This is a genomic window from Pseudomonas sp. VI4.1 (assembly GCF_002029345.1).
In the GTDB taxonomy this organism is placed as follows: domain Bacteria; phylum Pseudomonadota; class Gammaproteobacteria; order Pseudomonadales; family Pseudomonadaceae; genus Aquipseudomonas.
The window spans coordinates 1-25,643 of the sequence record NZ_MULM01000123.1 but is presented as its reverse complement, the minus strand read 5'-3'; the positions used below and the strand labels follow the sequence as shown (position 1 = coordinate 25,643).

Here is a 25,643-nt window from a genome sequence, read left to right as displayed (position 1 = left end):
GGCGCATCCTTGAACGCTTGGTTGGCTGCCAGGCCGCCTTCGCCGGCAAGCCGGTCTCGCTCCCACAATTCGAACGCGGTCCCATGTGGGAGCGAGCCTGCTCGCGAAGAACGATAACGCGGTTTTCCTGCCGTCCCCTACACAGCTGCAGATGGTTCCGGCACCAGAAACGTTACCCCATAACGCTCGGCCACCTCAAAAATCCGCGGTAGATCCTCCGGCACCTTGAGCTGATCCATCGCCGCAAAAAACTGCCCGCCCCGCGGATCGGACACCACGCCGATGATTTTCGCCGTGCTGCTGAGGTTCTTGTAGGCGTGGATGGTCCCCGCAGGGATATGCACATAACCACCGCTCGACACCCTGTTGGATTTACCATCGACCGTCACTTCCACCTGCCCGTCGATGACATAGAAGGCCTCATCCCAGGGATGAAAGTGCGGCGGCGGCCCTCCGCCTTGCACGCCTTGCTGGATATGCACTTCAAAGGGTTTGGACAGATCCCCGCCGGCGAGAATCGTGATTGCCTCACCCACGACGTTGACCGGCCTGGGGATGTTATCCGCCTCGATGACATGAACCGTGCGCATGATTGCTCTCCAAAGGATGGGTCCACACCCGTTGAGTATATTCACTCCAGTGCAAGCCAAGTGCCGCACCGGCAGCCGTCTGTCCGGGCTCTTTCAACGCCGATGGAATTTTTCTGCGCCGCGGTCGCTCTGCTGATGTAGAGACGTACTGATCCAGCGTCCTGCCACTGGCCTCAGACCGAGAGATTGCGCCATGACTGCCCTGACACGACTTGAATCCAAGCCTGCCCACGAACACGCGATTTCCAGCGCTGGCAGCATGAAGCAGATCTACGAACAGCTGTTGCTCAACGACGATGCCATGCAACGTCGCGAGCTCGCCCAGCGCTTTCTCGCCACGCAACTTCAGCAAGCGGCGGATTTGCCCGAGGACATGCCTGGGGACCTGTCGGCACTGCAAAACTTCGTCGAACAACACTGCATCGACGTCGCCCGCCAATACGCCGACTACCTGCAACAGCGCAAAGAGGGCGGGCCTCGGCAGTTCTTTTCCAGCAAGGCGCACGCGCTGTTTTTTCTGCAGGCGGTTGCCCCGACCAAACTGGTGGACGGCGCCTGGCTGTCCGGCCTGTTGCGGCACTGGCGCGACCCCCGCTTCGAGGGCTTGATCTGCACTTACCTGGAGGAGCTGGGCGAGGGCAATCCGGCGCAGAATCATGTGGTGATCTACCGTAAATTGCTCGCCGAGCATGGCTTGCAGGACAGCGGCGTGATCGCTGACCAGTATTACCTGCAAGGCGCGGTGCAGTTGGCGCTGGGTGAATGCAGCGATGGGTTTCTGCCCGAGGTGATCGGCTATAACCTCGGCTACGAGGTGCTGCCGCTGCACCTGCTGATCAGTGCTTATGAGCTCAGCGAACTGGGCATCGATCCGTATTACTTCACCCTGCACGTGACCATCGACAATGCCAGCACCGGCCATGCGCACAAGGCGGTGCAGTCGGTGTTGCAATTGCTGCCGATCGAAGGTGATCGCGAGGCGTTTTTGCGCCGGGTCGCATTGGGTTACCGGCTTAATGATCTGGGGCAGGGCAGCCGCGCGATTATCGAGTCCTTCGACCTGTACGGCGAAGTGCTGAACATGCTCGAACGTAAACGTCCGTTCGGCCAGCACATGCATTCGGATTACTGTCGCTTCGAAGGCAAGACCGTCAACCAATGGCTGTCGGCGTCCGAGCAGTTGCCCGGCTTCCTCGCGGCACTGGAAAACAAGGGCTGGATCAAGCGTCACCAGGATCCGCAGGCCAGCCGCTTCTGGCAATTGATCGACGGTGACGGCGCGGCCATGTTCGGGGTGTTCAGCCCCTATGAAAAACAGTTGCTGCATGACTGGATCGGCGGAAACTGGAGACCGGAGCATTCGCCGGCATCGGTTCGACGGGGCACTGGTGCCTCGGCCGAGCCGCTGGTGCCCGGCAATGACCCGGATGTCGCGAGCCTGCAAGCCGCGCTGGAGGGGCTTGCCGCCCACGAGCAGATGCCGGTGCTGATCCCATGGCTGTCGGCCCACCGGCACTCCCACCCGGCTGGCCTGATGGCCACCCGACGTTTCATCGAACTCAAATCCAGCCTTCGATAGGGAGCCTGTGATGAATCAGGAAGAACGTCTGGGTGCTGCCGATCTGGCATTACTGCAGCTGGGGCGCCGCTTGCAGGCCGACGGCTATCGTTTCATCACGCCGACTCCGCTGACCCACCAGCGAGTCAATGATCGCGCCTTCGGTCAAAGCGCCCGGACCCTGCGCGACATTTTTGGCTGGTCGCGGTCGTTCGAGCCCGGCCTGTTGTCGGTGGACGAACAACGTCAGTTGGAACAGGCGGGCGTCCTCGAGCAGAGCAACGGGCGGCTGAGAAGCCGGGTGCGCTGGTCCAGCCTGGACGACTTGCTGTTCGTGCATTCCGGGTTCCCCACCGATACCGCCGACGCGGTGTTCTTCGGCCCCGACTCCTACCGTTTCGCCCAGTTGATACATGCCCATCTGCAACAGAACTTCGCCCCGATCAGGCGCGCGGTAGACATCGGTTGCGGCGCGGGGGTCGGAGCGATAGTAATTGCTCGCGCGCGGCGTGAAGCCGAGGTGCTGGCCGTCGATATCAACCCGATGGCGCTGCGTCTGACGGCGGTCAACGCGGTGCTCGCCGAAGTGGCCAACGTCAGCATCGAAGCCAGTGATGTGCTGCAGGATGTCGACGGCAACTTCGACCTGATCGTCGCCAATCCGCCTTACATGGCCGACCCCGCCGAGCGTGCCTACCGCCATGGCGGCGGGGCGCTTGGCGAACAGTTGTCGCTGCGCATCGTCGAGCAGGCCCTGTATCGTCTGGCCCCCGGCGGCTCGCTGGTGCTGTACACCGGCGTGGCGATGATCGATGGTTTTGACCCGTTTCTGTCTGCACTGACTCCGCGCCTGGAGTCGCCGCAGTTTGGCTGGACCTACCGCGAACTCGATCCCGACGTGTTCGGTGAAGAGTTGTTGACCCCCGGCTATCAGCGCGTGGAGCGGATTGCCGTGGTCGCCTTGATCGTCACCCGCATCGGCCCCGGCATCGGGGGCATCGTCACCTCGCCTGCAGGTGCGCCATGAACAGGAATCTGGACGATTACAACCGCATGCGCGACTTTTCGGCGACCTCGGAACCGGCCGCCAAGCGCTCCAGCAAAAAAAAGGCACAGGCGCATGCCCTGCAATTCTGCATCCAGAAGCATGACGCCTCGCGCCTGCATTACGACTTCCGCCTGGAACTCGACGGCGCCCTGAAAAGCTGGGCGGTGCCCAAGGGGCCATCACTGGACCCCAAGGTCAAGCGCCTGGCCGTCCACGTTGAAGACCATCCGCTGGACTACGCCACGTTCGAGGGCAGCATCCCCGAAGGACATTACGGCGCCGGTGACGTGATCGTGTGGGACCGTGGCGTCTGGATCCCCCAGGAGGATCCGGCCACGGCCTACGCCAAGGGCAAGCTCAAGTTCGAGCTGCAGGGCGAGAAGCTCGGCGGCCTGTGGAATCTGGTGCGCACGCACATGCCGGGCAAGCAGGAGCAATGGTTTCTGATCAAGCACCAGGACGGCGCGGCCAAACCCGAAAGCGAGTACGACGTGGTCGCCGCCGAACCCGACAGCGTGCTCAGCGAGCGCACCATCCTCGCCAAAAAGTCGAAGACTGCCGACAAACCCAAGCCCGTGAAGAAACCGGCCGCAGCGGCGCGCAAGGAAAAGGCGACGCCGTTGACCGGCGCCCGCAAAGCCAGACTGCCGGAACAGCTCAAGCCGGAACTGGCCACCCTGGTCGAGAAAGTCCCGGGCGGTGACTGGAGCTACGAGATCAAGTTCGACGGCTATCGGATCATGGCGCGCATCGACCACGGCCAAGTCCAACTGTTTACGCGCAATGGTCACGACTGGACCCACAAGCTGCCGGGACAAGCCGAGGCGCTGGCTGCGCTGGGCCTTGAATCAGCGTGGCTCGACGGCGAAATGGTCGTGGCCAACGACCAGGGCGTGCCGGACTTCCAGGCCTTGCAGAATGCGTTCGATTCGGGCGGCAGCGGCGCCATTCTTTACTATCTGTTCGACATGCCTTACCTCAACGGCGTGGACCTGCGGGAAGTGCCTGTCGAGGAGCGCAGGGCCGCGCTGGCGACGGTACTCAAAGCCAATGAACACCCGCTGCTGCGGTTCTCCGACGCGTTCGGCGAAGAGCCGGAAGCCTTGCTCAACAGCGCCTGCCAAATGCGCATGGAAGGGCTGATCGGCAAGCGGCTGGGGTCGCCCTACGTGTCCCGGCGCAGCAGCGACTGGGTCAAGCTCAAGTGCAAGCATCGCCAGGAATTCGTGGTGGTCGGCTTCACCGATCCAAAAGGTTCGCGCAATGGCTTCGGTGCCTTGCTGCTGGGGCAGCATGACCGTGACAGTGGCGAATTGCGCTACGCAGGCAAGGTCGGCACCGGGTTCAACGAGACCACGCTCAAGCATATCCACGAGCAACTCAAACCCTTGCAGGTGAAAAAACCGTCCGTGGTCAATCCACCCACCGGCTTTGACGCCAAGGGTGTGCATTGGCTTAAACCGACGCTGTTGGCGGAGGTGGCCTTTGCCGAAATGACCAAGGAAGGCTCGGTGCGCCATGCGGTGTTCCATGGCCTGCGCGACGACAAACCTGCCAAAGACATTACCGAGGAGCGTCCGAAAGCCGTGAAGACCTCAACCTCGAAAACCGCTGCGGCGAAAACCGCTGCTAAAAAAACTGCTGCTGCAGACACCGCGGCGACGAAAACTGCGCCTAAAAAAACTGTTGCTGACAAAACTGCCGCTGAAAAAGAGAGCACTGCTGAAAAGCCCGCCACCAAAAAGAAAACCGCAGAACCTGCACCTTCACAAATCGGCCTGGGCAAGGGCAAGGTGCGCATCACCCACCCGGACCGGGTGATCGACGCCAGCAGCGGCACCACCAAAGTGCAACTGGCCGAGTATTACGCCAGCGTGGCCGAATGGATATTGCCCGAGCTCAAGGATCGGCCCGTGGCACTGGTGCGCGCCCCGGACGGCATCGCCGGCGAGCTGTTTTTCCAGAAGAACGCCGAGCGCCTGGCGATTCCGGGGATCACCACCCTGGACAAGGCCCTCACCGGCCAACCGGTGATGATCATCAACAACGCCGAAGCCCTGATCGGCGCGGTGCAGATGAGCACGGTGGAACTGCACACCTGGAACGCCACGTCGGACAACCTCGACAAACCCGACCGCTTCGTCCTCGACCTCGACCCGGACCCGGCGCTGCCCTGGAAAAGCATGGTCGAGGCGACTCAACTGACCCTTTCGGTGCTCGATGAACTGGGGCTCAAGGCATTCCTCAAGACCAGCGGCGGCAAGGGCATTCACCTGGTGGTGCCGCTGACCCGCAAGCTTGGCTGGGATGAGGTCAAGGACTTCAGTCATGCCATCGTCAGCCACATGGCCAACTTGCTGCCGGAGCGCTTCTCCGCGGTCTCCGGCCCGAAAAATCGGATCGGGCGGATCTTCATCGATTACCTGCGCAACGGACTGGGCGCCACCACCATCTGCGCCTACGCCGTGCGGACTCGCGAAGGATTGCCGGTGTCGGTGCCGATCTTTCGCGAGGAGGTGGGTGAACTCAAGGGTGGCAATCAGTGGAATGTGCACAACGTGCATGAGCGGCTGGCAGAGGTGGGCGATGAACCCTGGGCGGGCCTGAACAAAACCCGGCAGACCATCACCGCCGACATGCGGCGGCGGGTGGGAATGAAAAAGTAACAAGCCGTGCGACAGGTCGAACCCCGACACCCGGCCCCCCCTGTAGGAGCCGGCTTGCCGGCGAAGGCGTCTTCATATGCGCTGCATGGCTCCAGGCCGCCTTCGCTGGCAAGCCAGCTCCTACACGATCCCCGGCGTACCGATTGGTTATGGTCAACGCCAGACCCTGTAGGAGCCGGCTTGCCGGCGAAGGCGTCTTCATATGCGCTGCATGGCTCCAGGCGGTGCATGCGAGGACGGCGGCGAGCAGCACCCGCCGCCCTGTCGATCATTGCTTGCCGACAACCGCCGCCAACAACGGCGCCGCCTGCTCGTCGGTCAACGCCGCATGGACTTCCATATTCATGAGGTCATTCCATTGCAGCACCCACTTCTGAATCTGTACGACATCGTCGGTTTCTGCGATGCCAAAACCGTTGGAACCACCGACGGCATGCCAACGGCCCAGCATTTTCACGCCTTCGGGCGGAGCACCTTGAGTTTCGAGAAAACGCTTGATCACGGCGTTACGATTTTCCGGACAGATCGACCAACTGACCATGAATAACATACGCCACCTCCCGTTACGGATTGGCACCTGTTGAAGTTCGCGCACCTGGCTGGCGCCGGGACCACGGTCACGCCTGAACTGCCAGCTTCTTCCTGGCCGGCCTGAAACGATTTCTCCCATGAGAAGGCATAGCAGCGGGCCCGCCTGCGCGTATGACCGCTGATCCTGTTTCGTTGCATTTTGGACTGAATGGCATGAAATCAGGGCTGCAGCGATCAGGCGTCACGCAACAGGTCGTTGGCATTGAGCAACTCGAAGGCAACCTCGGGCCGTTTTTCCAGCCCGCGTCGAATGGCCGCCGGAATCGACTGCCGGGTCTTGCGACACAACCCCGGCAGTTCGCCGATGGAAATGGCGATGCCGCGCATGGTCCGCACTTCGTTGAAACCGGGGGCGATCTCCACCCGGATGCCCAATTGATCGTACATCCGCTGCTGCAACCGCTCGAGGTCGCTCAGGCTCTGCAGGTTTTCCAGGCGCTCGACCAGCGCTTTCCTCCGCGCGGGTCAGGAACAGGATGCGCACGTCCGCGCCGGGGGTGTCCAGCAGCGGGTCACGCCCGCAGTCGCAGGCGCCGGGCGGGCAGGGTTGGCGAATTGGAGGCGTGGTCGTCATGGGGATCAATCATAGAGCGCTCGGGTCGGGTTTGCCCATAGGGTTGCATTGACACCTCGATGATGCCATCGCCACCCATTGATCTAGAGCCGCCTGTCATCCGCTGCCAGTCGGAGTTGGCGATATGCGCCCACCAATTGATCGAGGGTAAACGCGCGATTTCGCCCGCTGGGATTGGGCAGGACCCACACCTCGGCGTTGGCGAAGGTCTTCGGCTGCGGCCCCCACGCAACGTCTCGTTGGCCGGACAACGCGCAATACGCCGCCTTGCCGAGAAAGGCCACGAAGCGGGGCGCATGGCGGATGATCTTCTGTTCAAAATCCGCAGCGCCAGCAATCAATTCTGCCGTAGACAGCTGATCCGCCCGCGCCGTGGGCCGTTCGACTACCGCCGTCAATCCGCACTGATACTGCAAGATCGTCCGGTCGTTTGCCGGGCACATTTCTTCCGGGGTGAAACCGGCAAGGTGCAGCGTGCGCCAGAAGCGATTGCCCCTGCCGGCAAAATGATGCCCTTGTGTGGCAGCCATCACGCCCGGGTTGATCCCGCAAAAAATCACCGCAAGATCCTTGGCAAGAATGTCTTCGAGTCTTTCGCCCACCTTGAACCTCACACTGCGCAAATCACGCGGACCGCAGCGCGCGCAAGCGCCGTCAACTCGGCACGGGATTTACCCGCCCGCGCACGTATCGAAATGCTGTGCAGCAGGGATGACGCGAGTACGGCCAGCGCCGCCAAGTCGACATCGGCCTTGAGTTCGCCGCAATCGACGGCCACCCGCAGACGCGTTTCAAGATCGGCATCCAGCCTGCTGAGGCGCTGCGACAGCACCTCGCGTATTTGCGGATCCTCGACCGCTTCAGTGGTCGCCGTGCCAATCGCAAAGCAGCCACGGGGTTGGCCGTCCCCCGAAAAATAGATCGACAGCTGCCCCTCGTAGAAACCCAGCAACGCCTGCTCCAGCGTCAGATTGCTGTCGGTCAGCGCCTCCTGCATGGCCGCGGCGGCGAACGCCCAATACTGCTCAAGCGCCTTGATATAGAGCGCGTGCTTGTCACCGAATGCCGCATACAGGCTGGGGCGGTTCATGCCGGCCGCGGTGGCGATGCTGTCCAGGGAAGCGCCGGAGTAGCCGGTGTTCCAGAAGACCCCCAGCGCCTGCTGCAGCGCTGTCTGCGGGTCGTAGGCACGGGGGCGGCCCCGGCCTTTGCCCGCGCTGATTTTATTTTGTGCCATGTTGTACAAAATCCTTGAGTCAGGGTGAGTGAGTGGATATTCTTACACCATCGCACAAAATTAAGGAACCAGAAGTTCCTCGATGGCAGGTTTGTTGTAGCGGAGCTCTAACCGGGTGTTGCGGCGACGAAACAGGTGCGGCGGAAGTGATCCTCCCGACCGCGCACGCTAAGGCTGTTTTTTGGGTGTCAGCCCCATTTCCCGGTTAAAGGTGGATTCGATCATGACCAAACAGTTCGACATCTCGGCGACGCAGGCCTTCGAGCATCCAGGGCCGAACCTGGCAGACACGCCGCTCAACAAACCGTTGAAAGAGAGACTGCGGCCACTGCTGATGGTGGGGGTGCCCGCGCTCTTCGCTGCGGTGGGCTATGCCTGCTATCTGGCGGGCGAGCCCTTTGTTTCCACCGACAACGCCTACGCCCGGGTGGCGAAGGCTTCGATCAATGCGCGCATTTCCGGACAGGTCGTCGACATCGCCGTCGAAGACAATCAGCCGGTTCGCAAGGGTCAGGTGTTGTTCCGGATCAATCCGGAGCCGTTCCAGATCGCCGTCAACCGTGCGCAAGCGCAATTGAGCGTCGCGCGGCTGCGCATCGACGGGCTCAAGGCCCGCTATCGGCAGCAGCAGGCTGAGTTGCAATCGGCCAAGGCATCGGCCGGCTTCGATCAAAAGGAGTTCGCCCGGAAGAAGGCACTGGTTGCCAGCGAGTTCGTTTCCCGAGCGATCTATGAGCGTGCGGACACTGATCTGCAAGTCGCACGACAACGCATAGCGTCTATCGAACAACAGATCGCCAGTACGGTCGTGGCCTTGAACGGGCATCCCGACATTGCCGTCGATAACCACCCGGAAGTGCGTGAAGCCCAGGCCCGGGTTGACGAGGCGCAGCTGTATCTGTCGTACGCGACGGTGTACGCGCCTGACGATGGCATTGTGGCCAAGGTCGACGATTTGCAGGTGGGCAACTATGTCACCAGCGGTGCGCCAGCCTTTGCTCTGCTGTCTGATCGCCAGGCCTGGGTGGAGGCCAACTTCCGCGAAACCCAGGTGACCCATATGCGTCCCGGCCAGGAAGCGACCATTCGTATCGATACCTACCCGGATCACGTTTTCAGGGCCCACGTCACCAGCATGAGCCCTGGCGCCGGGTCGGACTTCGCCCTGTTGCCGCCGGAAAATGCGACCGGCAACTGGGTCAAGGTGATCCAGCGGGTGCCGGTCCGGCTCGAACTGGATGAGCTGGACCCGGCTTTGCCACTGTTTTCGGGGACCAGCGCCACGGTCGAGGTCGATACCGGGTATCGCACGCCCTGGTGGCATCCACTCAAAAGTCTGTTGAGCGCAGGTAACTTTCGATGAACGCCAACCCTGTCGAAAAACCGCAAGGGGAGGGTGCGCGCTCGCTGAGGTTGGCTGCGCTGCTCGCGACCTATATGCAGTCAGCGAACCTGCCGTTGCCGAACTCGGCCCTGAGGTTCATTCAGGGCAGCTTGTCGATGACCGACGACCAGGCCGGCTGGATATTCACCGCGTACCTCGCGGCCAGTGCGATCACGTTGCCGATTGCCCAATGGCTCGCGGGTCGTTATGGCTTGAAGCGGGTTTATCAAACCGCACTGGCCGTCTTCGTCCTTGGCTTGCTGCTCGCCACCCAGGCAACGACGCCCCTGGAGTTCGTCGGTGCGCGCATCGTTCAAGGCGCTGCAAGTGGCGTGCTGGCACCGCTGTCGATGGCGATTGCCCTGGAGACATTAGCCCCGGCGCGACGCGCGAAATTCGGCACGGTGTGGACGGCCATCGTGCTGTTCGGCATCGCCAGCGGCCCGAGCATCGGCGGCTGGATCAGCGAACATTTCGGATGGCGCCCGATGTTCTACAGCAGCGTGCCGTTATCGGTGTTCATCTTTCTGGTGATGGCGCTGTTGCTCGGGGAGAAGAAGGCCGAGAAAAGTCAGTCTTTCGACTTCTTTGGCTTCGGCACCTTCACCCTGGGGTTGATCAGCCTGCAGATGCTGCTCGACCGCGGTGAGCGCCTGGACTGGTTTGCCTCGACCGAGATCTGGCTGGAAGCGATGGGCTGTGCGCTGGGGCTTTACCTGTTCGTGGTCCACGTGCTGACCGCGAAGGTGCATTTCCTCAACAAAGGTTTGTTCAGGGACCGCAACTTCGTGCTGTCGACGATTATCTTTTTTGCCCTGGGTTTCGTGCTGTTGTCGACCATGGCACTGACGGCGCCGATGCTCGATGAGCTGCTCGGATTTGCGCCCGACACCACCGGCTTTCTGACGATACCGCGAGGCGTTGGGCTGGTAGGCGCGTTTTTGCTGATGGGGCGGCTGTCCGATCGCCTCGACTACCGGCCGTTCGTGGTGGCGGGCATCGCCCTGGTGATATATGCCAACTGGCTGATGCTGGGTTATTCGCCCTTGATGGACGGCTGGCCGGTGGCGGTTGCCGGGGCACTCCAGGGCGTCGGCCTCGGTGTATTGATGCCGGCGATCAGCAAGGTGGCGTTCAGCACGCTCGACCCCAAGTTGCGGCCGGAAGGTACCGGGTTGTTCAATCTGGTTCGCGTCTATGGAAGCACCATCGGCGTGGCGATCGTGCAGATTTTCTTCTTCAACAACACCCAGGCGATGCACATGGCGCTGGCCAGCAATCTGACGCCTTATCGCGTTGCTGCGCAGTCGGTGACCCTGCAAACACTGGAAGGGCTCAATCACATGATTACCCACCAGGCCGCTTTCATCGCCGTTGTCGGCCAGTTCAAGATCCTGATGTTGGCAATGGTGGTGGTGTGTCCGCTGGTTGTGTTTCTTCGCAAACCCGTCCCGGCCAACTAGTTTTCGTGGAGTCTGCCCAATGAAAAGCGCAATCAACAGACAGCGGTTCCAGACGATGGTCGGGGCTCTGTCGGCTCTCATGCTGCTGTGTGCCTGTACCGTCGGCCCGGACTTTCAGAGGCCGCCGCCGAGCCAGTCGCAGCACTACGACCAACAAGCCGAGCAGCGCCTCGGCCAGGGTGGTGAACAGCAGATTGCCCTTGGCCAGAAGGTCCGAGGGGATTGGTGGTCGGCCTTGCAGTCGCCAAAGCTCGACAAGGTGGTGCGTCGCGCCATCGACGGCAATCTTGAGCTGGTGGCGGCGGACGCCACCATTCGCCAGGCGGCGTCCTCCGTCGCTGCCGCAGAGGGCACGCTGTATCCGCAGGTCGATTTTGCCGCCCAGGCGGGCCGGCAACGGGTGCACAACGCGGCCGAGCCAGCCGTCTCCAATTTCTATGCAATCGGACCACGGGTCGGCTTCGACCTTGATGTATTCGGCGAGAACAAGCGGCGGGTCGAACAGCAGCAAGCGTTTTCCGAGCGACAAAAGCATCGATACGAAGCGGCGTACCTGACCCTGACGGGCGATGTCGCGAGCCAGGCCTTGTTGATTGCTTCGGCCAACGCGCAAATGCAAGCCGTGCAAAAACTGCTGGCCAATGACGCGAAGAATCTCGAGCTGGTACGCATGGCGCACCTTAATGGCAGCACTACCCAGATCGATGTTTCGCTGGCCGAGACCCGGCTCGCCCAGGACCGCACGCTGCTGCCGCCTCTCGCGCAGCAGCGGGACTCGGCGCGCCACGCACTGGCGATCTTGACGGGTAACGGTCCTGCCGACTGGATCGCGCCGGACTTCGATCTTGCCGAGTTTGTCTTGCCGTCGAACGTGCCCGTCAGCCTGCCTTCGGCAATGGCTCACGATCGGCCGGATATACGCCAGGCAGAAGCCGAGCTGCACATGGCCTGCGCCGCCGTGGGCATTGCGACAGCGAACCTCTATCCGCATGTCGAGCTGTCCGCGTTTCTGGCGCAGTCGGCTTCCGGCAATGGCGGTGCCGCACTCTGGGGGTTCGCGGCGGGGCTGGCGGGCCCGATCTTCGATGGCGGCACGCGCAACGCCGAACGGCAAGCGGCGATCGAGGGCTACAAGGCAACGCTCGCCGGCTACCAGCAGACTGTCATTCAATCCTTCGGTCAGGTCGCGGACACGCTGCAGGCGATCAACCATGACGCCGAACAACACCTGGCGCAGGAAGATGCGTTACGCGCGGCAGAAAGCAGTTTGCGCTTGAACCAGCAAGCCTATGCGCAAGGGGAGAACAGCATTCTCCAGGTGCTGGAGGCAGAGCGTGCCTATGAGCAAGCGTTGCTGGGCCACATCAGAGTGAAGACCGCGCAATACCTCGACACGGTGCGGCTGTACGTAGCACTCGGCGGCAATTCCATCGGTGTATTCGAGCAACGGGTTGCCGCTCGCGAAACACCCAACCGTTCTTATCAATAGCCGCTGTGGCCCCTGAGACTGGAGTACAGACATGTCATATGAAGCTTTTCACGATGCACTGCGCGATACCCGTTTTCCTCTTGTGCACGGCTCGGGTGAGATGCCGGCTGTCGGGTTCGGCACCTTGTTCCGCGATCTGGCGGTCACCACCCAAGCGGTCAAGGACGCACTGCAAACAGGCTTTCGCCATTTCGATTGTGCAGAACGCTATCGCAATGAGGACCAGGTCGGCGTTGCCATGAAGGAAATGATCGAGGCGGGGAAGGTCCGCCGGGAGGAGGTGTTCATTACCACCAAACTGTGGAACACCAACCATCGTCCCGAGCGAGTCGAGCCTGCTTTTGCAGCCAGTTGCCGACGGCTCCAGGTGGACTATATCGACTGCTATCTGATCCATACGCCCTTCGCCTTTCAACCTGGCGAGAACCAGGACCCGAGAGACGAGCGGGGGAACGTCATCTACGACCGTGACGTGACGTTGATCGAAACCTGGCGGGCGCTCGAGTGTCTGGTGGATCAAGGCCGCTGCAAGTCCATCGGCCTGTCCGATATCACCCTGGAGGCTTTAAAGGAAATCGTGGCGACGGCCCGGATCAAACCGGCCGTGGTGCAGGTTGAAGCCCACCCTTATCTGCCTGAGTGGGAGCTGCTGGAATTTTGCCAACAGCAAGGAATCATCGTCCTCGCGTTTGCGCCACTCGGGCATGGCATGGCGCCGAACGTGCTGGAAGACGACGTGATAACCGGGATCGCCCGGCGCTTGCGCAAGACCCCGGCGCAAGTTGCACTGGCCTGGTCGGTGCAGCGTGGAGTCGCTTTCCTGACCACTTCTGCAACACTGAGCCATATTCAGGAAAACTTTGATATTGCGACGCTGCCTCATCGGGCCATGCATGAAATCAAGACCGATATTACAACCCGGGTACGCTTCAACTCGGTAGTGGAAACCGGCGTGCCTGGCTTCATTGCGCGGAAAAAGTGATACAGGATGCAGGGGCGGTCTGATGCCAGACCGCTTTTTTTCATCAGAAAGCTTGGACTGAGGTAGGCGATGGACGTTTTCCAAACCATGCGGTTTTTTGTGGCGGTCGCCCAGAGCGGCAGTTTCACGGCGGCGGCCGAACTACTGGACACCAACACCACCAACGTCTCCAAAGCCGTTTCCAGTCTGGAAGCCAGGTTGCAGACCCGCCTGATCAACCGGACGACCCGACGCCTGGCATTGACCGAAGCCGGCATGCGTTATCTGCAACGCTGCGAGAACATTCTTGACGAGGTACGGGAAGCCGATGAGGAAGCGGGCACTGCCCAGACCCTGCCCGTCGGCCGCCTGAAAATTCATGCGATGTCAGCCATCGGCAATCATTACGTGATCGATGCCATTGCCCAATACCGAGAGATTTACCCCTCGGTCATGTTTGACCTGACACTGACCAATCGGCTACCGGATTTACTGGAGGAGGGGTATGACATGTCGATTGTTCTGGCGCGGGATTTACCCGACTCGGGTTTTGTCGCTCAGCGACTCGGCATCACCTGCAGCATTCTCTGCGCGTCGCCCGGGTACTTGCAGAAGCGCGGCATCCCCGATTCTCCAGGTGCTCTTGGCGTCCATGATTGCTTGAGGATCGTTAATACGGTGATGCCCGTCGAGAATTGGGCATTCAAGGGGCCGCAAGGGGTAGAAACAGTCAACGTGCCCTTGTCGCCTTTTCATATCAATACCGCCGATGGCATGACGGTGGCGATAAAACACGGGATGGGTATCGGCATCCAGCCTATTGCGTCTGCGGTCGATGGCCTCAAGGCGGGCACTTTGGTGCGGGTGCTGCCGGACTATCATCTCGAAGAGTTGAATCTGTTTGCCATCTATCCGTCACGCAAATTCGTCGATGCCAAAATAAAGACGTGGGTGGAGTTTCTTAAAAACGCCATTCCAGGCCTGTTGGCAGCCGATGAAAAAATCGCAGGCTCGCCAAAAAAAAATAATCAATCCGCGGTTTGATGACCTTGCAGACATGGAGTGTCGACCCTCCACCTTGCGCACCGTACTCAACCGTTGGAACAGCCAGTGCCCATCACTTGATATTGCAGCACATGACGCTGACCGTGGGAGTCTTCATAGGTCATCTGCGCCGGGACCGGCCCGCACTGATCGGCAATATCGGTCACCGTGATGACTTTGTCGATGTCGAGTTTTGTTGAGTAAGTGTAATTTTCCACCGGAGTCTGGCTGGCGTTGCCGGTTATCTCGTTCTCGTCCGCATGGGCCTGTACGCCGGCAGTAGCAAGAACGAGAAGAAGCGCCATTCTGGAAATTTTCATCAGAGTCACCGTGTCGTTAAGGATTACTCGGCGCTCGAGTTGATTGCATTCATCTCGAACTGTGGAGTTTTTACCTTGCGAGCCAGTAGAGGCATGTGGCATTGGCTGACTTGGTAGACACGATGCTAAGTGCTCCCCCTTTGCTCAAATAGCGGCCCGGGGGACAAACACTGTTGCCGGATTCCCCATGAATGGCGACTTCGACGCGTTGATGCCTGAACGAGCGGGAGGGCCTGGCCCTCCCGTTGTGGATCAGTCGCGGTACACCGGGAAGTCACTGCACATCGCGGCAGCCAGGCTGGCGACCTGGGCCTCGACATCGGCGTCACCCAGGTGATCGAGAATGTCGCAGATCCAGCCCGCCAGCTCGATGCTCTGGGCTTCCTTGAACCCACGGCTGGTGATGCCGGGGTGCCGATGCGCAGGCCGGAAGTCACGAACGGCGACTGCGGATCGTTCGGCACCGCGTTCTTGTTCACGGTGATGCCGGCGCGACCGAGGGCGGCGTCGGCGTCTTTGCCGGTCAGGCCCTGACGGATCAGGCTGACCAGGAACAGGTGGTTATCGGTGCCGCCGGACACCACATCGTAGCCACGGTCGATAAACACCTTGGCCATGGCCTGGGCGTTGCGGATCACTTGCGCCTGATAGGTCTTGAAAGCAGGCTCCAGCGCTTCCTTGAAGCACACGGCCTTGGCGGCGATCACGTGCATCAGCGGTCCGCCCTGGCCACCGGGGAATACCGCGGCGTTGAGTTTTTTCTCCAGTTCCGGATTGGACCTGGCCAGAATCAAACCACCACGAGGGCCGCGCAGGGTCTTGTGGGTGGTGGTGGTGACCACGTCGGCGTACGGCAGCGGGTTCGGGTACAGGCCGGTCGCGACCAGCCCGGCGACGTGGGCCATGTCGACGAACAGGTAGGCGCCGACTTTATCGGCGATCTGCCGGAAGCGCGGGAAATCCAGGGTCTTGGAGTAGGCAGAGAACCCGGCGATGAGCATTTTCGGCTGATGCTCGACCGCCAGGCGCTCGACTTCGTCGTAATCGATCAGCCCGGTATCGGTGTCGATGCCGTACTGCACCGCGTTGTAGAGCTTGCCGGAAAAACTGACCTTGGCGCCGTGGGTCAGGTGACCGCCATGGGCCAGGCTCATGCCCAGCACGGTATCACCGGCCTGCAGCAACGCCAGATACACCGCGGCGTTGGCCTGGCTGCCGGAGTGCGGCTGGACGTTGGCGTAGTCGGCGCCGAACAGCTGTTTGGCGCGGTCGATAGCCAACTGCTCGACCACGTCGACATGCTCGCAGCCACCGTAATAACGCTTGCCCGGATAGCCTTCGGCATACTTGTTGGTCAGGCCACTGCCTTGCGCCTCCATCACCCGTTGGCTGGTGTAGTTTTCCGAGGCGATCAATTCGATGTGATGCTCTTGCCGTGCGTCCTCGGCATTGATCGCCGCCAGCAGTTCATCGTCGTAGCCTTTGATCTGGTCGTGCTTGCTGAACATGGTGGAGTCCTCTGTTTATCTCTGAATGAGCTGACGGTCACCTGTAGGAGCTGGCTTGCCAGCGAAGGCGTCTCCAAGGGCGCTGCAAGGTTTGAGGCCGCCTTCGCTGGCAAGCCAGCTCCTACAGGGGTAATGCGGTGTTCTTGCCATCCCGCGAAGGGGTGGGAGGCGTGCTGATAGGCGCACGTGAAGTTGATTAGCAAGGTCGGTGCCAATCACGATTACTGTATATAAATCAATAGGATGTAATAATTAGGTGAGAAACGACTGAGCTTTCCGTATTGAATTCAATACAGCTGGTCCGGCGGGAAGGGAACCAGGCTCAAAAAATAAGGGGTACGGAGGCAGTTGTATCGATTTAGATACGCTGTATCGATTTGCAGACAAATTATTCATGTCACAAATCGTATGGGAGCGGCGGTGCGCTAACCACAGATGTGCAGAGTGCTTTTGAATTGTCGACGCTACGGCTTGCTGGGAATCCCATACTTACGCAACCGAATTGCAATCGCACTGTGCGAAGTTTGCAACCGCGCAGCCAACAAACGGCTCGACGGATAGCTGCGGTACAGCTGTTCCAGCAGGTTTTTTTCAAAATCACCGACGGCGGCCTCCAGACTGCGACCTCGCCGGCGTTCTGCCGCTCCATGGTGGTGCGGGCGATATCGAGGTCGTCGATGTCCACCAGCGGGTTTTCGCAAATGGCGGCGGCGCGGAAGATCACGTTCTGCAGTTGCCGGACGTTGCCCGGCCAGCGGTTGCCGAGCAGCGCCGGATACGTGCCTGGCGCCAGGCGGCAGACCGGGCGCTGGATCTGTGCGCAGGCCTGTTGCATGAAGTGATTGGCCATCAGCAGGATGTCGTGGCCGCGGTCGCGCAGCGGTGGCACTTGCAGGTTGAGCACATTCAGGCGGTAGAACAGGTCTTCGCGAAAGCTGCCTTCGCTGACCATTTTTTCCAGGTCGCGGTGCGTTGCGCTGAGGATCCGCACGTTGACCTTGACCTCGCGATCGCCACCCACCCGACGGAAGCAGCCATCGCTCAGGAAGCGCAGCAGCTTGGCTTGCAGGTAGGGCGACATTTCGCCGACTTCGTCGAGGAATACCGTGCCTTGGTCGGCCAGTTCCAGCAGGCCGAGTTTGCCGCCCCCGTTGCGCGCCGGTGAAGGCGCCGGCGGCGTAGCCGAACAGCTCGCTTTCGGCGAGGCTTTCCGGCAGTGCCGCGCAGTTCAGGGCCAGGAAGGGCGCATCACGCCGGGTACTGATGGCGTGGCAAGCACGGGCCACCAGTTCTTTGCCGGTGCCGGTTTCGCCCTGGATCAGCAGCGGTGCATCGAGGGTGGCCACCCGCTGGGCGCGGGCCTTGAGGGTGCGAATCGCCGGGGATTCGCCCAGCAACGCATCGAACCCTTCGGCATGGTCATGGTGCAGCGCCGAAAGGCGTTCGCCGATGCGGTTCGGTTGATACAGGGTCAGCAGGGCGCCGGCATCGGTGATCGGCATCGCGTCCAGCAGCAAGGTCTGGCCAGCGAGGCTGACCTCGTGCATGGGCAGGCGGTAGCCGTGTTCGATCAATGTGCGTTGCAAGTCGGGATCATCGAACAGCGCCGTCAGGGGCTCACCCGCCGGTTCTCGGCCGCACAAGGCGATCAGCGCCGGATTGGCCAGCAGCACATGGCCGCGGTCATCCACCGCCAGCACCGGGTCGATGCTGGCCGCCAGCAAGGCATCCAGTTGCAGGCGGCGACGCTGTCCCGGGAGGATATCGACCAGGGTCACCGCTTGCACTCCCCGCACGCCGAGCAAGGCCTCGCGCAGTTCCTCCAGCACATCGGCACCGAGTGTCGGGGCATCGATGTACACGTTGGGCGGCACCATCTCGACGGCATCCAGATTGAAACTGCGCCCGCCGAGCAGGGCCAGTACTTCCTGGGTGATGCCGACGCGGTCGATGAAGGTGACGTGGATACGCATGACGGGCCTGCAAGGTGGCTGACGGGATGACTGCGCCGATCAGTATGCCGGGCACTGTTCGATTGTGGCGAGCGGTGTCTGTCAGTGACTGGCGGTCTTGCGTGAACAGGCGTCCAGGTCCTCGAGAAAAGCCTGCAGGATCGGCGGCGGGGCAGTGCCGCGTCGGGTGATCACATCGAACGGCGACATCAACTCCAGGCTGGTGGGCGCCAGCTGATGCATTTCGCCGGTCTTGACCCACTGGGTGGCGAAGTGCACCGGCAAGAAACCCAGGTAGGCACCGGAAATCAGCAGGATGGCCAGCGCTTCGATGTTGTCCACGGTGGCCGCGGCCTTGCTCACGCCCAGGTGCTCCAGGTCGTATTGCTGCATGTAGCCCCTGACCACAATCCGGCTCGCGGCAATCTCTTCGAGCAGTTCGCCACCCTCGGCCTTGCTGCCGTACAGCGGATGCCGCCGCCCGCAATACAGCCCCAGGGCTTCCTGATACAGCGGTGAATGCAACAGCCCGGGAACGTGGATCGGGAAGTGCCCGATGGCCAGGTGCAGGCGGCCGTCGAGGACGCGCTCTTCCAGTTCGGCCGGGGTGCCGACGTACACGTTGAGGTGCACGTCATGCCCTCGGGACACGAAGCGCTGGGTAGTGCGCGGCAGCGGGGAGGCCGGATCGGTAATGGTGGTGTCGATGATGCCCAGGTTGAGCTTGCCGCTGATGTGTTGCTTGAGCACGTCGGCGTCCATGCAGAAATTCTCCACCGCCGAGAGCAGGCGCTGGGTGGCCTCATGGATCGCCACGCCTTGCTCGGTCAGGCGAAAGCCGCTGCGCCCGCGTTGGCAGAGTTTGACCCCGAGCCGGGTTTCCAGGTGCGTCATCTGTTCGCTGATGGTCGACTGGCCGGCATTCAACGCCGCCTGCGCGGCAGAAAAACCGCCGCACCGGACAATCGTGGCAAACACCCTGAGCAGTTTCAGATCGACATCGTGCAGCTGGATCACCTTGGACCTCCGGCGTGTGGATGCATCGGCAATGCCGATATGAGTATCTGATGTTTAGCATTTTTTCCACGAAAACCTGCGCCCATAGTCACTCCAACGGCGGTCGCCTTCCACGACCGCACAGCCAAAAACAAGAATTGGAGATGCCCGACATGTCGAACAACGGTTATGAATCCGGTCGCCTGAACCTGCCATTCGTGGGGCATTGCACCTTTGGCAAATCCCCGGTGTGCACCGATTGGGATGCTCTCGATGCCGACGTGGCGGTCCTTGGCGTCCCCAACGACATGGGCACCCAGTGGCGCTCCGGCGCCCGTTTCGGGCCACGGGGCATTCGCGAGGCATCGACGCTGTTCTCCTTCGGGCATGCCGGTGCCTACGACCACGAAGATGACGTGATGTACCTGACCGCCGCCGATGTGCGCATGGTCGATGTCGGTGACGCCGATATCGTGCATACCGACATGGTCACCAGCAACCAGAACACCGAATACGCGGTACGCAAGATCCTCGACGCCGGCGTCATGCCAGTGGTGCTCGGCGGCGATCACTCGGTGCACGCTCCGGTGATCAAGGCCTTCGAGGGGCGCGGGCCGATTCACATCATCCATTTCGATGCTCACCTGGACTTTGTCGACGAACGCCACGGCGTGCGCTACGGCCATGGCAACCCGCTGCGCCGTGCTTCGGAAATGAACCACATCGTCGGCATGACCCAGATGGGCATCCGCAACGTGTCTTCCTCCAATCGCGATGACTACGAAGCGGCCCATGCGGCGGGCTCGAAGATCCTATCGGTGCGCGATGTGCGGCGCCTGGGCGTCGACGGTGTGCTGGCGTTGATCCCGCAGAACATCAACTACTACATCACCATCGACATCGACGGTTTCGACCCTTCCATCGCACCCGGCACGGGCACCCCGAGCCATGGCGGTTTCCTCTATTACGAGGTGCTGGAAATCATCCAGGCCCTGGCCAAACGCAGCCAGGGCAACATCGTCGGCATGGACCTGGTCGAGGTGGCGCCCGTCTATGACCCGACCGGCATGACCTCGATCCTGGCGGCGCAGTTGCTGCTCAACAGCATCGGTTTCATCTTCCACGAGCGGGCTCAGGCACGGCACGTCATGAGCGCAACCACCACGGCTTCGGCGTGACCTGACCGCCGCACAGAGAGACTGAAAATGGACACCATCGTCAAAAATTACCTGCAGAAATTCGGCGTCTCCGAAGCCACCCAGACCTTCCTCGGCAAGGCGCAGAAGATGTTCATCGGCGGCGCCTTTGTCGACGCCAGCGACGGGCAGACGTCCGACGTCATCGAACCCTCCACCGCAGGCCTGATCACCCGGATTCCCATGGGCACCACCCAGGACCTGGATCGCGCCGTGCAAGCGGCCCGCGCGCAATTCGACGGTGGCGCCTGGCGTCAGGCCAAACCGGCCGAACGCGAACGCCTGATGCAGCGCCTGGGCGACCTGATTGAAAGCAACGCCGCCGAACTGGCCGAAATCGAATCGATCGACATGGGCAAGTCAGCGGCCTTCGCCCGGGATGTCGACATCCAGGGCACGGTCGATACCCTGCGCTATTTCGCCGGCTGGGCCACCAAGCTGCATGGCCGCACCGTCGAGCCATCGCTGCCGGGCAACTACCTGGCCTATACCCGCAAGGAAGCGGTGGGGGTGGTCGGCGCCATCGTGCCGTGGAATTTCCCGTTGCAGACCATGGCCTGGAAGCTGGGCGCCGCGTTGGCAACCGGCTGCACCGTGGTGGTCAAACCCGCCGAACTGACCTCGCTGTCGGCCTTGCGATTCGCTGAACTGGTGCAGGAAGCCGGGATTCCGGACGGCGTGATCAATATCGTCACCGGGCGTGGCAGTGTGGTCGGTGCGGCCATGGCTACCCACCCGGGCATCGACAAGCTGACCTTCACCGGTTCGACCCCGGTTGGTCGCACCGTCGGCCGTGCGGCGCTGGACGAAATGAAGCGACTAACCCTGGAACTCGGAGGAAAATCACCGGTAATCGTCCTGGCCGACGCCGACGTGAAAGCTGCCGCCCAGGCCATCGCCAACGGCGTGTTCTTCAACTCGGGCCAGGTGTGCGATGCCGGTACGCGGGCTTATATTCATCGCAGCGTCTACGACGAATTCCTGCGCGAACTGATCGCCTACACCCGGACCTTGAAGATGGCGCCAGGCCTGGATCCGGATTGCTTCATCAGTCCGCTGGTCTCGGCATTGCAGCAGCAACGAGTGACCGACTACATCGAAACCGGCAAGCAGGAAGGCGCCGTACTGGTCTACGGCGGGCAGCCTGTGGAGGGCCCCGGTTTCTTCGTCGAACCGACCATTTTTGCCCATTGCCGCAACGACATGCGCATCGTCCAGGAAGAGATCTTTGGCCCGGTGCTGGTGACTGCACCGTTCGACGATGAGGAAGAGGCGCTGGCCCTGGCCAACGACTCGCCTTACGGCCTGGCGGCCGCACTGTATTCCAATGACCTTGGCAAGGTGCACAGCCTGATCCCGCGGTTGAAAGCGGGATCGGTTTACGTCAACGCCCACGGCACCCTCGATCCGTCGATGCCGTTCGGTGGCTACAAACAGTCCGGATTCGGCAAGGACCTGGGCGCGGAGCAGCTGGATTATCTGCTCGAAACGAAGGCGGTCTGGATCACGTTACCTTGAGTCATGGCTGACTCAATCCCTGTAGGAGCGAGCTTGCTCGCGAAGGGGCCATCTGATTCAACATCAATGTTGACTGATACGCCGCTTTCGTGAGCAAGCTCGCTCCTACAGGGGCGTCGTTCACCTGAAACAATGCAGTTATCCGTCATGATCTTCCAAAAATAAGAGCCCATCATGAACATTGACGCCAAAGCCACCCCCAGCCTGTCCATCCTCGACGACAAACCCATCGTCGAAGGGCATTCGATCGATTTCATCCCGGAGGCCGAGCGCACCGACAAACTGTCGAGCCAGGGCCCGTTCTGGTTTCTCGGCAACTTCACCTTCTTCACCATGACCATCGGCTTCGTGGGCCCGAGCGTCGGTCTGACCGCGCTCTGGACCACGCTCGCCGGGACGCTGGGCATCATGTTCGGCACACTGTTCATGGCCTTTCACGGATCGCAGGGCCCGCACCTGGGGCTGCCGCAGATGATCCAGTCCCGTGCGCAGTTCGGCTATCGCGGGGTGATTCTGGTGCTGCTGGCGACGCTGTTCGTGTTCGCCGGATTCAACATCGTCAACCTGGTGTTGATGATGCAGGGCCTGCACACGCTGTTCGGCTTCAACCCCATTGTGGTGGCGGTGGCCGTGACGCTGCCGGCGGCCGTCCTGGCGATCCTCGGTCACGACTGGATGCATCGCAGCTTCAAGTGGGCGTTGTTCCTGTCGCTGCCGTTGTACGGCCTGGTGACCCTGGCGGTGCTGATGGGGTGGGTGCCCGACGCACCGATGCCGGTACTGGCCGCCGGTGAAGTGGCCCCGGCGCCCTTGGGTTTCAACTGGACCGGTTTCATCGCCCAGTTCGCTGCGGCGGCGAGTTACAACATCGCCTATGCGCCCTATGTGTCCGACTATTCACGCTACCTGCCGAAAAACACTTCCAGCGGCAAATTGATCGCGGTGGTGTTTCTCGGAGCCTCGTTGTCCGGTGCCTGGATGATTTCCGTGGGTGGCTGGCTGGCCGATCACCTGCATTCCACCGACGTGCTGGTCGCCCTTGGCCAAGTGGGTAACACCGTGTCGCCGTTCATGGGCACCGCCGTGGTGGTGGTCACGATCCTGGCGTTCCTGCCGGTGATCGCGATGAACATCTACAGCGCCAAGCTGACCACCCTGACCTGCGTCGATTCCATCAAGCACATCGAGCCGACCCGCAAGGCGCGGATCCTGGCCATCGCTTTCGTGATCATGCTGCAACTGGGCGTGGCCCTGAGCATTCAGAGTTCGGGCAAAGGCCTGTCGGTGCTGGGGATTTACCTGGTGGTGATGCTGTACTTCCTGGTGCCCTGGACCTCGGTCAACCTCACCGACTATTTCTTTGTGCGTAAAGGCCGCTACGCCATCCCGCACTTCTTCATGCCCCACGGCAACATTTACGGCAGCTGGGGCCTGCGGGGCATCGCCGCCTATGCCATCGGTTTTATCTCGATGATCCCGTTCTTCTACATCTACGACGGCGTCGAGCAGCGCGAGGTCTATGTCGGCCCGCTGGCGAAGGCGCTCGGCAGCATCGACATCGCCTGGCTGGTCGGGCTGATCGTCTCGGGGCTGGCGTACTACTGGCTGAGTCGCTCGATCGACCTCAAGCGTGAAGAAGCCGTCATCCGGCACATCGAACAAACATCCCCGCAATACACCACCGGCGACCGGCTGACCAAGCCTTCGTTGCCGGTATTCAACGAATCGACGGCCGGGAGATAACCATGGCTACGCAAAGATACGACTACATCATCATCGGTGCAGGCTCGGCCGGTTGTGTGTTGGCCAACCGCCTGAGCGAAGACCCGGCCACTTCCGTGCTGGTCCTGGAGTTCGGTGGCAGCGACCGCAGCGTGGTGATCCAGATGCCAAGCGCGTTTTCGATCCCGATGAACACCAAGAAGTACAACTGGCGCTACGAAACCGAGCCGGAACCCTACCTCAACGGCCGGCGTATTCACTGCCCGCGCGGCAAGGTGCTGGGCGGCTCGTCGTCGATCAATGGCCTGGTGTACATCCGCGGCCATGCGTGTGACTTCGACGAATGGGAATCCCTCGGCGCACAGGGCTGGGGCTACCGCAATTGCCTGCCGTATTTCAAGCGGGCCGAGCATTACGAGGAGGGCGGTGACGGCTATCGCGGCAACACCGGGCCGTTGCACACCACCAACGGCAATCACATGAAAAACCCGCTGTATGGCGCCTGGGTCGAAGCCGGTGCCGAAGCGGGCTATATCAAGACCGACGACTGCAACGGTTTCATGCAAGAAGGGTTCGGCGCCATGCACATGACGGTGAAGAATGGCGTACGCTGCTCTACCGCCAACGCCTATCTGCGCCCGGCCATGGGCCGTCCGAACCTGACCGTGATCACCCACGCGATGACTCGCCAGATCATGCTCGAAGGTAAACGCGCGGTGGGGGTCATCTATGACCACGATGGCCAGAGCCACCAGGTCTATTGCAACCGGGAAGTGCTGGTATCGTCCGGCCCCATCGGCTCACCGCACCTGCTGCAACGCTCCGGCATCGGCCCCGCCGAGGTCCTGCGCAAAGCCGGGATCGGCGTGCGCCATGACCTGCCGGGGGTAGGGGAGAATCTGCAGGATCACGCCGAGGTCTACATCCAGTTCGGCTGCAAGGAGCCGGTGACGCTCAACAGCAAGATGGACCCGCTGAGCAAGCTGATGATCGGTCTGCGCTGGCTGTTGTTCAAGGACGGGCTCGGCGCCACCAACCATTTCGAGGCCGGTGGTTTCATCCGCTCCGACAAGGGCCTGCGCTGGCCGGACATTCAGTTCCACTTCCTGCCGGCGGCCATGCGATACGACGGCAACAAACCGATCAAGGGCCACGGTTTCATGGTGCTTACCGGGCCGAACAAACCCAAGAGCCGCGGTTATGTACGGGTGCGGTCGGCGGATCCTTACGAGCATCCCGAGATTCAGTTCAACTACCTGCAACGGGAAGAAGATCGTGAAGGTTTCCGCCGCTGCATTCGCCTGACCCGGGAGATCATCGGCCAGCCTGCGATGGACCGCTTCCGCGACGGCGAGATCGCACCCGGGCCGCAGGTGAACACCGATGAAGAGATCGACGCCTTCGTCCGCGAGAACCTGGAGAGCACCTACCACCCTTGCGGCTCGTGCCGGATGGGCGAGGATGACATGGCGGTGGTGGATTCCGAGCTGCGGGTGCGGGGCATCGCGGGTCTGCGGGTGATTGACTCGTCAGTGTTCCCGACCGAACCGAACGGCAACCTCAATGCACCGACCATCATGCTCGCCGAACGTGCCTCGGATCTGGTTCGCGGGCACAGCATGCTGCCGGCGTCCGATGCACCGGTGGGCTTGGTGGAGGATTGGGAAAACAGTCAGCGATCGACATTGCCGGGACGCAATGTGAGGGTTTGATTCAGGCCTTCGGGATGCGATTGCCATGGCTGAAGGAGGTCCCCTGTAGGAGCTGGCTTGCCAGCGAAAGCGTCCGTTCAGGCGACAAATACGTCGGCTGACCCACCGCTTTCG

Annotated in this window: 18 protein-coding genes and 3 pseudogenes; 12 read left to right on the top strand and 9 right to left on the bottom strand. The window is 61.4% G+C overall.

Annotation, left to right across the window (positions count from 1 at the left end):
- Positions 1–137 precede the first annotated feature (137 nt).
- The gene (locus BZ163_RS08340) at positions 138–590 is read right to left on the bottom strand and encodes a cupin domain-containing protein (protein WP_128870544.1); all 453 of its coding nucleotides are present in this window, start codon (positions 588–590) and stop codon (positions 138–140) included.
- A gap of 193 nt (positions 591–783) precedes the next feature.
- Between BZ163_RS08340 and BZ163_RS08335 the strand changes: the two genes are divergently transcribed.
- From BZ163_RS08335 to ligD, 3 genes are read left to right on the top strand one after another with little or no spacing between them, the layout of a single operon-like run.
- On the top strand, positions 784–2,169 hold the full coding sequence (locus BZ163_RS08335) for an iron-containing redox enzyme family protein (protein ID WP_128870543.1): 1,386 nt from the start codon (positions 784–786) through the stop codon (positions 2,167–2,169).
- 10 nt (positions 2,170–2,179) lie between these two features.
- Positions 2,180–3,175 (top strand): class I SAM-dependent methyltransferase, encoded by a 996-nt coding sequence (locus tag BZ163_RS08330; RefSeq protein WP_128870542.1) that lies wholly within the window; start codon positions 2,180–2,182, stop codon positions 3,173–3,175.
- Entirely contained in the window at positions 3,172–5,862 is a 2,691-nt protein-coding gene (gene ligD, locus BZ163_RS08325) for a DNA ligase D (protein ID WP_128870541.1), read from the top strand. Before BZ163_RS08330 ends, ligD begins: the two co-directional genes overlap by 4 nt.
- A 268-nt stretch (positions 5,863–6,130) precedes the next feature.
- On the opposite strand, the gene BZ163_RS08320 is transcribed toward ligD, so the two are convergent.
- The 4 genes and pseudogenes from BZ163_RS08320 to BZ163_RS08305 form a co-directional block, all read right to left on the bottom strand.
- Positions 6,131–6,412: a DUF3303 domain-containing protein gene (locus BZ163_RS08320; protein WP_128870540.1), complete on the bottom strand. Its 282-nt coding sequence runs from the start codon at positions 6,410–6,412 to the stop codon at positions 6,131–6,133.
- Between the two features lie 215 nt (positions 6,413–6,627).
- Positions 6,628–7,027: pseudogene (locus BZ163_RS08315) on the bottom strand (hypothetical protein).
- 83 nt (positions 7,028–7,110) lie between these two features.
- Entirely contained in the window at positions 7,111–7,629 is a 519-nt protein-coding gene (gene mug, locus BZ163_RS08310) for a G/U mismatch-specific DNA glycosylase (RefSeq protein ID WP_128870539.1), read from the bottom strand.
- An 8-nt stretch (positions 7,630–7,637) separates the two neighbouring features.
- On the bottom strand, positions 7,638–8,264 hold the full coding sequence (locus tag BZ163_RS08305; RefSeq protein ID WP_128870538.1) for a TetR/AcrR family transcriptional regulator: 627 nt from the start codon (positions 8,262–8,264) through the stop codon (positions 7,638–7,640).
- 223 nt (positions 8,265–8,487) lie between these two features.
- Here BZ163_RS08305 and BZ163_RS08300 point away from each other — a divergent pair, with 223 nt between their 5' ends.
- The 5 genes from BZ163_RS08300 to BZ163_RS08280 all read left to right on the top strand — a co-directional run bounded on the left by BZ163_RS08300 (position 8,488) and on the right by BZ163_RS08280 (position 14,605).
- Positions 8,488–9,627: an HlyD family secretion protein gene (locus BZ163_RS08300; RefSeq protein WP_128870537.1), complete on the top strand. Its 1,140-nt coding sequence runs from the start codon at positions 8,488–8,490 to the stop codon at positions 9,625–9,627.
- The gene (locus BZ163_RS08295; protein ID WP_128870536.1) at positions 9,624–11,111 is read left to right on the top strand and encodes an MDR family MFS transporter; all 1,488 of its coding nucleotides are present in this window, start codon (positions 9,624–9,626) and stop codon (positions 11,109–11,111) included. Before BZ163_RS08300 ends, BZ163_RS08295 begins: the two co-directional genes overlap by 4 nt.
- Before the next feature lie 19 nt (positions 11,112–11,130).
- On the top strand, positions 11,131–12,600 hold the full coding sequence (locus tag BZ163_RS08290; protein ID WP_128870535.1) for an efflux transporter outer membrane subunit: 1,470 nt from the start codon (positions 11,131–11,133) through the stop codon (positions 12,598–12,600).
- Between the two features lie 31 nt (positions 12,601–12,631).
- Positions 12,632–13,582, top strand: a complete 951-nt coding sequence (locus BZ163_RS08285) for an aldo/keto reductase (protein ID WP_128870534.1) — start codon at positions 12,632–12,634, stop codon at positions 13,580–13,582.
- Between the two features lie 69 nt (positions 13,583–13,651).
- Entirely contained in the window at positions 13,652–14,605 is a 954-nt protein-coding gene (locus tag BZ163_RS08280; RefSeq protein ID WP_128870533.1) for a LysR family transcriptional regulator, read from the top strand.
- A gap of 47 nt (positions 14,606–14,652) precedes the next feature.
- Here BZ163_RS08280 and BZ163_RS08275 read toward each other — a convergent pair whose 3' ends face one another.
- The 4 genes and pseudogenes from BZ163_RS08275 to BZ163_RS08260 form a co-directional block, all read right to left on the bottom strand.
- Entirely contained in the window at positions 14,653–14,925 is a 273-nt protein-coding gene (locus BZ163_RS08275; RefSeq protein ID WP_128870532.1) for a DUF2790 domain-containing protein, read from the bottom strand.
- 252 nt (positions 14,926–15,177) lie between these two features.
- Positions 15,178–16,433, bottom strand: a pseudogene (gene glyA, locus BZ163_RS08270) (serine hydroxymethyltransferase).
- Positions 16,434–16,897: 464 nt separating this feature from the next.
- Positions 16,898–18,406: pseudogene (locus BZ163_RS08265) on the bottom strand (sigma-54-dependent transcriptional regulator).
- An 81-nt stretch (positions 18,407–18,487) separates the two neighbouring features.
- Positions 18,488–19,402: a LysR family transcriptional regulator gene (locus BZ163_RS08260; protein ID WP_128870531.1), complete on the bottom strand. Its 915-nt coding sequence runs from the start codon at positions 19,400–19,402 to the stop codon at positions 18,488–18,490.
- 152 nt (positions 19,403–19,554) lie between these two features.
- Between BZ163_RS08260 and speB the strand changes: the two genes are divergently transcribed.
- From speB to betA, 4 genes are all read left to right on the top strand, one after another.
- Positions 19,555–20,559 (top strand): agmatinase, encoded by a 1,005-nt coding sequence (gene speB / locus BZ163_RS08255; RefSeq protein ID WP_064678307.1) that lies wholly within the window; start codon positions 19,555–19,557, stop codon positions 20,557–20,559.
- Positions 20,560–20,586: 27 nt separating this feature from the next.
- Entirely contained in the window at positions 20,587–22,095 is a 1,509-nt protein-coding gene (locus BZ163_RS08250; RefSeq protein ID WP_128870530.1) for an aldehyde dehydrogenase, read from the top strand.
- A gap of 174 nt (positions 22,096–22,269) precedes the next feature.
- Positions 22,270–23,838, top strand: coding sequence for a cytosine permease (locus BZ163_RS08245; protein WP_128870529.1), 1,569 nt, complete (start codon positions 22,270–22,272; stop codon positions 23,836–23,838).
- A gap of 2 nt (positions 23,839–23,840) precedes the next feature.
- Positions 23,841–25,529: a choline dehydrogenase gene (betA, locus tag BZ163_RS08240; protein WP_128870528.1), complete on the top strand. Its 1,689-nt coding sequence runs from the start codon at positions 23,841–23,843 to the stop codon at positions 25,527–25,529.
- Positions 25,530–25,643: the final 114 nt, after the last annotated feature.

Excerpts from the sequence above, each read along its gene's own strand:
- BZ163_RS08340 (WP_128870544.1), bottom strand. The coding sequence starts at position 590 with ATGCGCACGGTTCATGTCATCGAGGCGGATAACATCCCCAGGCCGGTC.
- BZ163_RS08285 (WP_128870534.1), top strand. The coding sequence starts at position 12,632 with ATGTCATATGAAGCTTTTCACGATGCACTGCGCGATACCCGTTTTCCT.
- BZ163_RS08250 (WP_128870530.1), top strand. The coding sequence starts at position 20,587 with ATGGACACCATCGTCAAAAATTACCTGCAGAAATTCGGCGTCTCCGAA.
- BZ163_RS08290 (WP_128870535.1), top strand. The coding sequence starts at position 11,131 with ATGAAAAGCGCAATCAACAGACAGCGGTTCCAGACGATGGTCGGGGCT.
- speB (WP_064678307.1), top strand. The coding sequence starts at position 19,555 with ATGTCGAACAACGGTTATGAATCCGGTCGCCTGAACCTGCCATTCGTG.
- ligD (WP_128870541.1), top strand. The coding sequence starts at position 3,172 with ATGAACAGGAATCTGGACGATTACAACCGCATGCGCGACTTTTCGGCG.
- BZ163_RS08305 (WP_128870538.1), bottom strand. The coding sequence starts at position 8,264 with ATGGCACAAAATAAAATCAGCGCGGGCAAAGGCCGGGGCCGCCCCCGT.
- BZ163_RS08320 (WP_128870540.1), bottom strand. The coding sequence starts at position 6,412 with ATGTTATTCATGGTCAGTTGGTCGATCTGTCCGGAAAATCGTAACGCC.
- BZ163_RS08245 (WP_128870529.1), top strand. The coding sequence starts at position 22,270 with ATGAACATTGACGCCAAAGCCACCCCCAGCCTGTCCATCCTCGACGAC.
- BZ163_RS08330 (WP_128870542.1), top strand. The coding sequence starts at position 2,180 with ATGAATCAGGAAGAACGTCTGGGTGCTGCCGATCTGGCATTACTGCAG.
- BZ163_RS08280 (WP_128870533.1), top strand. The coding sequence starts at position 13,652 with ATGGACGTTTTCCAAACCATGCGGTTTTTTGTGGCGGTCGCCCAGAGC.
- BZ163_RS08275 (WP_128870532.1), bottom strand. The coding sequence starts at position 14,925 with ATGAAAATTTCCAGAATGGCGCTTCTTCTCGTTCTTGCTACTGCCGGC.
- BZ163_RS08335 (WP_128870543.1), top strand. The coding sequence starts at position 784 with ATGACTGCCCTGACACGACTTGAATCCAAGCCTGCCCACGAACACGCG.
- BZ163_RS08300 (WP_128870537.1), top strand. The coding sequence starts at position 8,488 with ATGACCAAACAGTTCGACATCTCGGCGACGCAGGCCTTCGAGCATCCA.
- betA (WP_128870528.1), top strand. The coding sequence starts at position 23,841 with ATGGCTACGCAAAGATACGACTACATCATCATCGGTGCAGGCTCGGCC.
- BZ163_RS08295 (WP_128870536.1), top strand. The coding sequence starts at position 9,624 with ATGAACGCCAACCCTGTCGAAAAACCGCAAGGGGAGGGTGCGCGCTCG.